Annotated in this window: 11 protein-coding genes and 1 riboswitch; of the genes, 6 read left to right on the top strand and 5 right to left on the bottom strand. The window is 67.5% G+C overall.

The features are described from left to right. Positions 1-52: 52 nt before the first annotated feature. A riboswitch (cobalamin riboswitch) is annotated at positions 53-318 on the bottom strand. Positions 319-1045: 727 nt separating this feature from the next. The 5 genes from MPE_RS21990 to MPE_RS21970 form a co-directional block, all read right to left on the bottom strand. Then, positions 1046-1348: a BMC domain-containing protein gene (locus MPE_RS21990; protein ID WP_011831832.1), complete on the bottom strand. Its 303-nt coding sequence runs from the start codon at positions 1346-1348 to the stop codon at positions 1046-1048. Then, positions 1345-3879 (bottom strand): pyruvate, phosphate dikinase, encoded by a 2535-nt coding sequence (locus MPE_RS23075; protein ID WP_011831831.1) that lies wholly within the window; start codon positions 3877-3879, stop codon positions 1345-1347. The genes MPE_RS21990 and MPE_RS23075 overlap by 4 nt, the downstream gene beginning before the upstream one ends. Further along, positions 3876-4190: a hypothetical protein gene (locus tag MPE_RS21980; protein WP_011831830.1), complete on the bottom strand. Its 315-nt coding sequence runs from the start codon at positions 4188-4190 to the stop codon at positions 3876-3878. The genes MPE_RS23075 and MPE_RS21980 overlap by 4 nt, the downstream gene beginning before the upstream one ends. A 382-nt stretch (positions 4191-4572) precedes the next feature. Continuing rightward, positions 4573-5547 carry an HAD family hydrolase gene (locus tag MPE_RS21975; RefSeq protein WP_011831829.1) on the bottom strand — a complete coding sequence of 325 codons (975 nt, stop codon included), beginning with the start codon at positions 5545-5547 and terminating at the stop codon, positions 4573-4575. A gap of 33 nt (positions 5548-5580) precedes the next feature. Next, on the bottom strand, positions 5581-6579 hold the full coding sequence (locus MPE_RS21970; protein ID WP_011831828.1) for a DUF7064 domain-containing protein: 999 nt from the start codon (positions 6577-6579) through the stop codon (positions 5581-5583). A 200-nt stretch (positions 6580-6779) separates the two neighbouring features. Here MPE_RS21970 and MPE_RS21965 point away from each other — a divergent pair, with 200 nt between their 5' ends. From MPE_RS21965 to MPE_RS21940, 6 genes are all read left to right on the top strand, one after another. Then, the gene (locus tag MPE_RS21965; protein ID WP_011831827.1) at positions 6780-7091 is read left to right on the top strand and encodes a EutN/CcmL family microcompartment protein; all 312 of its coding nucleotides are present in this window, start codon (positions 6780-6782) and stop codon (positions 7089-7091) included. A gap of 39 nt (positions 7092-7130) precedes the next feature. Next, complete coding sequence (gene eutM / locus MPE_RS21960; RefSeq protein WP_011831826.1) at positions 7131-7448, top strand: ethanolamine utilization microcompartment protein EutM; 318 nt, start codon at positions 7131-7133, stop codon at positions 7446-7448. Between the two features lie 175 nt (positions 7449-7623). Then, complete coding sequence (locus MPE_RS21955; RefSeq protein ID WP_011831825.1) at positions 7624-9021, top strand: aldehyde dehydrogenase family protein; 1398 nt, start codon at positions 7624-7626, stop codon at positions 9019-9021. 6 nt (positions 9022-9027) lie between these two features. Continuing rightward, a complete protein-coding gene (eutJ, locus tag MPE_RS21950; protein ID WP_158304651.1) occupies positions 9028-9846 on the top strand; it encodes an ethanolamine utilization protein EutJ in 819 nt (272 codons plus the stop codon). A gap of 3 nt (positions 9847-9849) precedes the next feature. Beyond that, entirely contained in the window at positions 9850-10467 is a 618-nt protein-coding gene (locus MPE_RS21945) for a BMC domain-containing protein (RefSeq protein WP_011831823.1), read from the top strand. After that, on the top strand, positions 10467-11765 hold the full coding sequence (locus MPE_RS21940) for a malate dehydrogenase (RefSeq protein ID WP_011831822.1): 1299 nt from the start codon (positions 10467-10469) through the stop codon (positions 11763-11765). The genes MPE_RS21945 and MPE_RS21940 overlap by 1 nt, the downstream gene beginning before the upstream one ends. Positions 11766-11773 lie beyond the last annotated feature (8 nt).

Genomic DNA, 11773 nt, shown 5'->3' with positions numbered 1-11773 from the left:
TCGCGCTCGGCCGCTTCCCCGCAGCCATGCGCCTTACAGCGAACCGCAAGAGCCGTTCGCCACCTCGTTGGCCGGTATCCGGGCTGACGGAGACTACCCGTGACGCCTTCCCAGTCGTCATCGCCCGATCCTTTGACCGGCGATGCATCCCAGTGGCATGTTGTCACGAGCCGGCAGGCCGATCTGGCCTTGCCGTCCGCTTACCGTTGCGGGGGCAGCTCAGGTTAGGTGTCGGTCCGTCCGACCTCGACCTCCCTGATTCCCGTTGAACTGTCTTGGCGGAGCGCCTCGACGAGCACCAACGGCGACGATGATACAGCGCAGCCTCAGCTCCGCAAAGCCCCACCGATGCACATCGACAATGAGTGCCGGCCTGTCGGTTCGGCGGGCAGCAGAGCGAGTGAGGAGCGCGTCGACGGAGTCGGGCATCGCGGCATTCAGCGTGGTGCGCACAGGTGTACAGCGGAAGGCGCGGCAGTCGGCGCGGATCCAGACGTTGCCGTTCCAGCGCAGCGACGGCGCAAGGAGCCGATCCCGCAGCGGGCGGCCCAACCCCGGGGCGCCGCCGAAGTCGTTCTTTCTCCAACGTTGCGAGCAAGCGCCGGATCGGAGCTTCTTCGACGGCATAGACGGCCGAGGGCATGCAGCCAAGTGCTCTCGATAGTGGAACTGCGTCGGCAGCCCGGAGAACTCGGCGTTCCGTTCGACGGCCTTCGGTAGCGTGTCCGACGCCAAGCGGCGTGCATGGAGATGGCCCATCAGCTGATCGGGCGCCGGCCTGTCGACGGATGCCATGCTCACGAACGGGATGACATGCTCGCCCCGCAAGCAACGTCCTTCCTCGGCGACCTTGTCGGCGAGGCCCAGGTCGATCACGGCATGCAGTCCCATGCGATCCCGCAGGACCGCGACGCACAGGGCGTCAGCGCGTGCGGTGCGTCGCTCCGGAAGATCACTCCTTCGCGCACGCGTCGGCTGTCCGCCGAGGTCGCGGAAGTTGAACGCCCCTTGCGCGGCGAGTCCGACGCACGGCGCACGCCGTGCCTCAGCGGACGGGCGGACGCTCGAGGAGGTCTTCCACGTCGTCGTGCGGCCGTGGAATGACGTGCGCCGAGCGCACCTTGCCGACCACCTTGGCCGCCGCCTCGCCCGCGTCGACAGCGGCCTTCACGGCACCGACGTCTCCGCGCACGATGATTGTGATGATGCCGCCCCCGGGCTGTTGCATCGTCAGCAGCCGGACGTTCGCTGCCTTGACCATCGCGTCGGCGGCCAGTGTCGCCGCCGTCTTCCCCTGCGTCTCGACAAAGCCGAGGGCGCTGCCTCTCAGTTGACTCAGTTCACTCATGTCGATGACTCCTTGACCACCAGTTGCCCGAGCGCCAGACGTGCCGAGGGCAGCGCCGTGGTGGGCAGCGAAAACAAGCGAACGCCGCTGCGGTACAGATCCTCGACCAAGCTGAGCGCGGCGCCATCGCCGCATTCGACGCCGATGCGCACCTCCGGCCGGTGCGCCGCCACCGCCGCGACGCCCGCGAACAACTCGGCGAGCTTGCTGCCCAAGGCCGTCCGCGGGTTGTGCGCCAAGTACCCGTCAGCGACATAAGTTTCGAAGACGTCGTCGGCGAAGGACAGCGCGCTCGGATAGCCGTAGTACGTCCTGATGATCTCGCGCAGGTCGACCCAGACCGCGCTGGCGCCTTCGGCGATGCCGTGCGCCTCCGCAATGCCGGCGGGGCTCTGCAGGACCACGCCGACCTGGTTCAGTCCGAGGCCCGCTGCGGCGCGCTTGAAGGCCTGCAGTTCGGATGCGGCCGTGATGCCGGGCACCAGCGGCGTGGTCTGCGCATGACCGGTCTCGCGAGCGGCATCCGCAATGCCGCGAAGCAGCGCCACGTACAGGCCCTTGAGACCCAGCGGCAGAAACAGCCGCGGTGCAAGCGATGCCCAACTGCCGATCATGCGCTGCGCCCGGGGCGAACCCAGGTTGGGCAGACGCAGGTCGATCGGCGTGCCGGCCGACTCGAGCATCAGCCGCTGGCAAGCCTGGTAGGCAAGACAGGCGAGCCGATCCTGCGTCGACTTCCGGTCGGGTTGCTGCCCGAGGTCGTTGACCGCATCGATAAAGTCGCCCAGCGTCTCGTCGGCGATCATCAGCTCCGTCAGCGCCACGACGCCGAAGCCGCGAGGTGACTGTCGCAGTGCGGTCTGCGCATCCGCGGCGCCGACACTGCCTGCCCAGAACGACGCTTGGGTGCGATCGTCTGCCCAGACGAGCAAGCGGTCGATCTGTTCGGTCGCCTGCGAAGCCGGCTCCAGCGGAAGCAGGCCGCTGTACACCTTGCCCGTCGCACCGTCCACGGAAAGCGGAGCACCTTCCTCCAGGCGCTCATCGCCGACGGTGAAGCTGCGCGCAGCGAGGTCGACCTCCATGGCCTCACAGCCGACCACACACGGAACGTCGAGCGCACGGGAGACCACTGCGGCGTGACTGAGCGCGCCGCCCTTGGCCGTGACGATGGCCCGCGAGGCCAACATCCCGCGGATGTCTTGCGGACTGGTTGTGGGGCGCACCAGGATTACTCGCTCGCCCGAGGCCGCCACTGTTGCCGCACGGTCCGCATCCAGCACGGCAATGCCGTAGGCGTGTCCGGGACTGGCCCCGATCCCTTCAAGCAGCGGACGGGTTCGTACCAGCACATCGGGTTCGAAAGCGGGTCGCAGCAGCTTCTTGAGCTGCTCGACGCTGACCCGCTTCAACGCCGCGGCACGGCCCAGCATGCCTTCGTCGACCAGCTCGGTGGCAATCCGGACGGCCGCTGCCGCTGTCCGCTTGGCAGGGCGGACCTGCAGGAAATAGAGGCGGTCGCCTTCGACGGTGAACTCGATGTCCACCGCGTCGCCGTACATCTCCTCGAGGCGATGCCCGTGGTCGGCCAATTCGCGGTGATGGGCCTCGGACAGCCCGCCGGGTGCCCCGAGCGGCGACGGCGTGGCAGAGCCGGACACCAGGTCCTCGCCCTGGCGGCCGGCGAGAAACTCGCCGTACAACTCGCGCGCACCGGTGTTCGGGTTGCGGGTGAAGGCGACTCCGGAGCCCGAGCGGCTGTCCAGGTTGCCGAAGACCATCGCTTGCACGGTTACTGCGGTCCCCAGTTCGTCGGAGATCTTGTGGTGCGCGCGATAGGCGCGCGCGCGCCGGCTGTCCCAGGACTCGAACACGGCGGCGATTGCCCGACGCAGTTGCCAGGCCGGATCGGCGCTGACCTCGTTGACGCCTTGCGCAACGATCGCGCCGAGAACGGCGGTCTCCAGCCGGAGGAAGTTCTCCTCGGAGGGCTCACGGCGCGTCTGGTCCAACAGCGATACAACCGCGTGCTCGATCACCTCGGCCTCCAGGTCCAGCACGATCTCGGCGAACATGCGCCAGAAGCGCACCCAGGTGTCGACGGCAAAGTCGGCGTTGCCGGTCTCCTGCGCCAGGCGCTGCGCGCCACGACAGGTGATGCCCAGGTTCAGTACCGTGTCCATCATGCCAGGCATGCTGACCTGCGACCCCGACCGCACGGATACGAGCAGCGGCAACGCGCTCAGACCGCCGAACGAGCGGCTGGTGTGACCCTCGAGCACGCGCATCGCACGATCGACCTGGGGCATCAGGTTCTCTGGCAGATCGCCGGAATCGCGGAAGGCGCGGTAGGCGTCCGTGCCGATGACGAAAGCCGGCGGAACGGGAATACCAGCGGCGGCCATGCGTGCCAGTCCCGCGGCCTTGCCACCGAACTTCGCCGTGTCCATGCCGTCGATCTCCTGGATCAGGTGGACAAGGCAGGGAGCGTCGACGGCTGGCGCCGACGCGGCGGAGCCCTGCGCCTTCATGTCGTGCTCTCCTGGCGCGGGCTCATTCCGGGGCCACTCTCGTTGGCGCGCATCACGGCCACGTCGTAGGTGTTCCACGCACGCTGGTCATTGAGGTCGTTCAGCTCGGGGATCGTGAGCTGGTCGCACAGCACATTCGCCCTGCTGACCTTCATGCGGGTCTTGCCCTTCGTGCGCGCTCTCATCATGCCGTTGCCGAGGATTCCGTCCAGAACAGGCGGCAAGTCATTGAAGTGGCCGACGTAGGTCGGGCCCTGCAAGCGCAGCCCGTCGTCGGCGGGCTGGTCGCGTTTCTGTTTCTGATAGTCCATGTGTTGTCTCCGATCGTTGTTGTTAGTCCACCAGCACAACCTGCCCCAGCTCGGCTGCCCTCGCAGTTGAGCTGCCCACGCTTGCCGTCCAGCGCCGCCTTGCTCATCATTTCAAAGTGCGAATCGCGGTCTCTCGTCGTCGGGCGCAGGATCTGGAACTCGCGCGAGAGGCTCCCGACGTGCGACTCGGGGGTTTCCGGCAGCGTGACTGCGCCGCTACACCCATGCTCAGCGCCGGGGCGAGGAAGATCGTCCGGCCTCGTCGAAGTCTCGAAGCTGTTGAAGCCTTCCACAATGACTTCACGGTGTCTCCCTGGTCTTGAGGTAGGGAGGGTGTTCGCTGGCTGAGCCCTCGACGTCTAGGCGATCTGTTGTGTGCCGCTCAGTGGTCTCCTTCTCTCAGGATTCGTTGCAGCGAGGACATCAGCTCGGTGCGTGCGCTCGGGCCGGACGCTGCCGAGGCCATGCTGGCGCCGGGTGCCGCAGGAGCTGTCGCGGCAGCGGCCTGCAAGCGGGTGTGAAGCTGGCGTTCGCGGCGATGGCGCGCCACCTCTCTCACTGGGTCGCCCGTTGGTGGCGCGGCTGCAGCGCGGACAGCAGGCGCTGGTGCTGGCGGCAATGCGCAGCTGTCTGCCGACCCGCTCGAGCAGCCGCAACTCGTCGCAGGCGCATCGGCGTCGCGCAGCCAGGCGACCAGTTCCTGCGGCCACAGCGCCACGCGTTCGGCGCCGGCATCGAGCAATTGGCGTTCGCTGTGCATGCCCCAGGTCACGCCGATCGCGCGGATGCCGGCTTCGCGGGCCTCCCGGACGTCTCCGACGGTGTCGGTGACCAACACGACATCCTGCGCCTGCAGCGACGCGTGGCTGGCTTCGCCATCGTGATAGGCCGGCGAGCAGGCGCGGTGCACCGCATAGCGGTGGTCCCCGAGAAAACGGCGGATCGAAACCGCCTTGCGCGGCTCCACGTCACCTGAGAAGACGTGCGAGAAGCAGTTGGCCAGATCGGCACCGACCAGAATGCGACGGATCGCCTCGATGCCGTTCGTCGAGATGACGGCCAGCGTGCTGTGAGGCGCCAGCGCGCGCACCACGTCGACCATGCCCGGGATCAGTGCCGGGTGGTAGCGCGTGCGCAGCAGCTCCATGAAGTGTGCCTTGACCGCCGCGGCGCGCTGCGGATCGGGGCAGAGCTTGGCCAGGGACTCGAAGAAGTTGCCTTCGAAGGCCCGGAAGAAGGCCTCGCGTGAGTCGATTCCGAGTGCGAACGCGAGATTCGTCTCAGAGAACAACTGCCATGACGCGGCTCGCGTGTCGACGAGCGTGCCATCGAGGTCGAACAGGATCGCGCGGGTCACGGCGTACCTCGGCTCCTTTCGGTTCGTTGGACGTCAGAGGGGACGTGACGGGCGGCGCGTGGACTCGACGCTGTTCAGCGCGTTCAGTTGCGGCAGTTCAAAGAAGTCCTGGACCTCGCCGTGACCCTTCAAGCCGTTCATCTCCCACGCGCACAAGGAGTTGAAAGAGATCATGTTGGGCCAGCACTGCCACGGGAACGTGGTCAGCGCACGGCCGCGCAGCTTCCAGACGCGGTCCTTGGCGTCCGTCACCTGCAGCTGCAGCTGCTCGGGGTAGCGTTCCTGCGGGCGCTCGACCTGTCCCGTGCCGGCCTTCAGCCCGACGATGCGGCCGCGCTCCATCACGTAGCCATGGGCGAGCCAGAGCTCGACGCCATTGCGCGTCTGGTCGAACCCGAAGATGCCGTGCACGGCCAGGTCCTTCGAAAAGTGCGCGTGCAACCAGCTCATGTTGGGCTTGCCACGCTCGGGACGGGCCCCCCAGCTGTGGTCCATCGTCGAGACGCAGTCGATCGGCACCTCGCGTCCGCGGATTGCCACGCTGCCCTTGAAGTGGCCGGTCTGGTCGAAGTGGCCGTCGTACGCGGTACCCCAGGCGAACTTGCCTGCCTCGCTCTCGGAGCCGCACATCGGGTCCATCTCTGGGTCATGGATGTCGAACGCCGGCATCAGCGCTTCGTAGCGCACATCGATGCGTGTGCCCTGCTGGTCGTCATAGCCGATGTGCCAGACGCGGTTCGGATCCAGGCAGTGCACGTGCAGCGTGTTGAGCAGCTTGTAGTCCAGCAGCGAGCGCGGCGTCGGGATCGGCATCGCGGAGCGCAGATCGCAGAAGTCCGCTTCCCAGGGCGTGACGGCGCGGCCCGAATTCATACAGATCGTGGAGCTGACGACGCCAAGGTTCGGCCGGAAGAGCGCATACACGCCCACGTTCAGCTTGTGCTCGGCGTTGAAGAAGCCGAAGAAGTTCGTCTCAGCCCAGGTCGGGTCCGAGTCGGTGACGTGGAATTCCGCGTCCTGATCCTTGATCACGTCGTGTCTCCGTTTGGTCCTTGCGCACGCAGGCTCGTTCTTGCGAACTCTGGGGCAACTCTAGGGGCGGCGAACGGTGACCACCAGGGGCGGCATGGACAACGGAGCCCCCCTTTGACCTTCCACGCTGGCCAATGACGCCGCACTGCGCGCCCTCTAACGTTCAGTCCATTCCCAAAACAGATACGGAGACAGGCACGATGCAGCTGGCTCGCGTTCGCGGCAACGTTGTCGCATCGATCAAGGCCGCCGGTCTGGCATCGCACAAGCTTCTGTTGGTCGAGCCGGTGCGGGCCTCGGCACCGCAGGACGACGCCGACGGCGTCGAACCGTCGTCCACCTACGTCGCGATCGACCTGGCCGGTGCCGGCGTTGGAGAAATCGTGCTCGTGACGCTGGGCAGCGCCGCGCGCGTCGATTCGGACGGACACAACGCTCCCACCGACGCCGCCGTCATCGCGATTGTCGACTCGGTTCAGTTCGACGGCGAAACCACTTTCCAGAAGCGCTAGGCCGCTGGCGCACTTTCAACCCCCGAAGGAGATACTGAAATGGCAACGAACCCCACCACGACCGGCGCGGTCAACGACGGCCCGCGCGGCGCGCTCGGGCTGATCGAGACCAAGGGTCTGGTCGGCGCGATCGAGGCCGCCGACGCGATGGTCAAGGCGGCCAACGTGCGGCTGGTCGGGCGCGAGCAGATCGGTGGCGGCCTTGTTACCGTGATGGTGCGCGGCGACGTCGGCGCGGTGAAGGCCGCGACCGATGCCGGCGCGGCCGCTGCCGGGAAGATCGGCGAGATTGTCTCGGTGCACGTGATCCCGCGCCCGCACGAAGACGTCGAAGGCATCCTGCCCAAGCCGCGCTGATGCGCTTGCGTGATGGCGACAAGCGTTTGCGAAAGGGCGCGCGACTGCCTGCGCACCCTGTGGGCGATACGGCATTGCCACGACCACAAGTTCAAGGCGATCGTCCGCGGCCTGATCCGCGAGGACGTCGCCCGGCTTCGTGGGTTGCAGCGGGTGACGAGCAGCAGGTAACGATGTGACCGACTTCAACCTTCTAGATCCAGAACTCGTGGCGATCGGCGAGGCGCGCACCAAAGCGCAGCTCTCCCGCCAAGCCTTCGAGTCCTTCCAGGGTGTCACCCAGGAGCAGGCCGACCGAATCGTCGATGCCATGGGCCAGGCTGCAGAGGCGGCGGCGGCGGAACTGGCGCGCTTGGCAGTCGACGAGACCGGCTACGGGGTGTACGAGCACAAGATCCTCAAGAACCTCTACAACGCCAAGTTCTGCGCGCATGCGATGAAGAAGATGCGCACTTTGGGCGTGCTGTGGACCGACGAGGTGGCACGCGTGACGGCGATCGGTGCGCCCATGGGCGTGATCGCCGCGATCATCCCGGTGACCAATCCCACCTCGACGACGATCTTCAAGTGCCTGGCGGCGGTCAAGGCGGGCAACGCGATCGTCTGCGCGCCGCATCCGCGGGCGGCGAAGTGCTGCGTGCGGACCGTGGAGATCATGGCCGAGGCGGCCGAGCGCGCCGGCGCGCCGATCGGCCTGCTGCAGTGCCTGTCTGGCGGCCAGCTGCCCGCCACGCGCGAGCTGATGGCGCACCGCGACACCGCGCTCGTTATGGCGACCGGCGGGGCTGCGATGGTCCGGGCTGCCTACTCCTCGGGCAAGCCTACGCTGGCCGTCGGCGCCGGCAACGTCCCGGTCTACATCCATCGTTCGGTGGCGGACGTGTCGGAAGCGGCGCTGATGGTCATCACGTCGAAGTCGTTCGACAACGGCACCGCCTGCGTTGCGGAGCAGTCGGTGGTGCTCGATGAGCCGATCGCCGACGCTGCCATCAAGGCCTTCGAGCAGCATGGCACCGTGTTCCTCGACGCCGAGCAGCAGCGCCGGCTGACCGAGCTGCTGTTTATCGGGCGCGGGGCGCTCAATCCGGAGGCTGTGGGTCAGACCGCGACCGAGCTGGCCCGGCGCATCGGCATGACCGTGCCACCCGGGACGAAGGTGCTCGGCGCCGCGCTGGACGACGTGGGTCCGCAGACACCGCTGTCAGCCGAGATCCTCGGACCCGTGCTGTCGTTCTATCGGACACGCGATCTTGGCGCCGCACATCAGCGCTGCCGCGAGGTGCTGGCCTTCGGCGGTGAGGGCCACACGCTCGGTCTGCACGGCCAGGACGCGGAGATGGTGGCGCGCATGTCGGACCTGCCAGCCTCGCGCATCGTCGTCAACACGCCGAGCCTACTCGGCGGCATGGGCTTCAGCGCCGGCACCGATCCGTCGTTCATGCTGGGCACGGGCACGTGGAGTGGCTCGATCGTGTCGGACAACGTCACGCCGATGCATCTCATTAACATCAAGCGCGTCGCCCACCAGAACCGCCCCTGGCGCGACATCTACCTGCCGACGATGGGGCTGTAGATGCTCATGCGAACCCAGACCGACACTGGCTTGGCGCGTGTGCAGCGCTTCCTGGACGGCGCCGCTGCGCGTCTGCGCGAACCGTCGACGCCGCAGGTGCCGCTGCGCTTCGGGGTGGACCTCGGCACGGCGACCGTCGTGATCGCTGCCGTGGACGCGCAGGGTGAGCCTGTGTACTGGGATTTCATCAGCGCCCAGGTCGTCCGCGACGGAGTCGTGGTCGACTTTCATGGCGCAGTGCAGGCGGTACGGCAGCTGAAGGCCAGCAGTGAAGCGGCACTCGGGATGGAGATCGAAGCAGCGGCAACCGCGCATCCGCCGGCAGTGCCGGTGAGTGACTGCCGTGCCTGTGCCTTCGTGCTGCAGCAGGCGGGGATCGACTGTCGCAGCCTCGTCGACGAGGTCACTGCGGCGAACGCCATCCTGCAAGTCAAAGATGGTGCGGTCGTGGACGTGGGTGGCGGCTCGACCGGCGTCGGCGTCTTCCGTGGCGGCGAACTCGCCACCCTGAGCGACTTCGCAGGTGGCGGCCATCACCTCGATCTGATCCTCGCCGGCGCACTGAAGCTTCCTGTCGAGGTCGCCGAGGTGCACAAGCGCGAGCACGGTGCAGAAGTCATGCAACTGCTGCGTCCGGGCATCGAGCGCGTCGCCGAGTCCGTCCGGCGCCAATGCGCCGGACAGGACCCCGGTACCGTCTACCTGGCAGGCGGCGCCCTGCAGATCCCCGGCGCCGATGCCGTTATCGCGCGATATCTAGGCTGGAAGGTCCAGGGCTATGAACACGCCGAGCTGATCACTCCCTTTGGAATTGCACTGAGCTGAGCCATGGACAACTTTCAACTGCGCACCTACGCCTTCGTCGACCGCATGCAGCCGCAGGCGGCGGCGCATGTTGCCTCCACCTGCCAAGGCGACGTGCCCATCGCCGGCATGTCCGAGCTTTACATCGAGGTCGCGCCGGGCAACGAGATCTTCCGCTGCGCCGACATTGCTCTCAAGGCGGCCGATGTCCGGCCTGCGCTTCAGGTCGTCGAGCGCGAGTTCGGGCTACTCGAGATCCACTCGCGTACTCAGGCGGAGGTGCTTGCGGCCGGAGCCGCCGTGCTCGAGCACCTGAGGCTCACCGAGGCGGACCGGGTCAAACCCAAGGTCGCCTCGTCGATGTTCGTGACGAACGTCAATCCGTACCAGGCTCAGCTGATCAACAAGTGGCGCAAGGGCAACCTGCTCATTCCCGGCCAAAGCCTGTACGTGCTCGAGGTGTCTCCGGCCGCCTATGTCTCGCTGGCCGCCAACGAAGCCGAGAAGGCGGCCGACATCAGCATCGTGGAAGTGCGCGCACTGGGCCGGTTCGGGCGGTTGTTCATTTCCGGCACCGAGAGCGACGTGCAGGCGGCGGCTACCGCGGCCATCGCTTGCATCGAGCAGCTGGAGGGCAAGTGATGGCCCGCATGCTGACTGCCGCCGACGTCGAAGCCGCAGGTGGCAAGCTGATCCTCGCCGCAGGGGATCGCCTGACGCCGCTGGCCCGAGATCGGGCCCGGGAGCTCGGCATCGTCGTCGAGGCCGCAGGTTTGTCATCTGGCGTATCGACGCCATCTGCCTCGCCCACGTCGACTTCGGCTCCAGTCGTGAAGTCGCCGCTTGCCGCTCCGGCCCCTGCACCCGTGCCCGCTGCACGCCCGGCGACTCCGGTCGCGCCGCCCGCCGCCACGGGTTCTCGGCCGCTGGCGCTGCCGCCGTCGGGTGCTCTTTATCGCCGCAACGCGTTGGGGCCGAGTGCACAATCTTCCCGAGCGGTCGACGGGCGGCCCAAGGCGGGCGTGGTCGGGGCCGGCCACGTGGGCGCAATGACAGCCCTGCGCCTGGCCGAAAGCGATCTCTTCTCGGAGGTGGCGCTTGTCGACGTGGTGCCGGGGCTGGCGGCCGGGCTCGCACTGGACATGTGGCATGGCGCCGGCCTGTACGGCTTCTCCACGCGGCTGTCGGGCAGCGATGACCTCGTAGCACTGGCCGGGGCCGAGTACATCGTCATCACTGCCGGCAAGCCGCGCCAGCCGGGCATGAGCCGGACCGACCTGACGGTGGTGAATGCCGAGATCATGACGTCGGTGTGCCGCGGCATCCGCACGCATGCGCCGAACTCGACGCTCGTGATCGTGAGCAATCCGCTCGAGGAAATGACGCACTTGGCCGCGCAGCAGACCGGCTTCCCGGAAGAGCGCGTGCTCGGCATGGCGGGTGTGCTGGACTCGGCGCGTTTCTGCGCGCTCGTCGGCCTGACGGGCAAGGCGCGACCGCAGGAGGTCCGTGCCGTCGCGCTGGGCAGTCACGGTCCCGAGATGGTGATCCCGCTCAGCCAGGCCTTCGTCGGCGACCGACCGATCGAGTCGATGTTCGACGCCGAGACGCTCAAGGCCCTGGTCGAGCGGGCACGGGAGTCGGGTGGCGAGGTCGTCAAGCTGCTGCAAAAGGGCAGTGCGTACTTCTCGCCCGCCGAATCGGCCGTGACGATGGTGCGCGCGATGGTGCGCGACAGCGGCGAGGTCATCGCCGCGTGCGTGCGCTCGCGCGGCGCCTATGGGGCGGTGGACACGCGTGTCGGGCTGCCCGTGCGGCTGCACCGTCGCGGTCTCAAGGAGATCGTTCCGCTGACGCTGCGGCCGGCAGAACAGCAGGCGTTGCAGGACGCCGCCGCGCGGATCGCCGCGCGGATCGCCGAGCTCCCGGCCCCTTGCTGATTTGGGCC

Origin of the sequence: Methylibium petroleiphilum PM1, assembly GCF_000015725.1 — a bacterium.
In the GTDB taxonomy this organism is placed as follows: domain Bacteria; phylum Pseudomonadota; class Gammaproteobacteria; order Burkholderiales; family Burkholderiaceae_C; genus Methylibium; species Methylibium petroleiphilum.
This window is presented reverse-complemented; position numbering and strand designations above follow the sequence as displayed.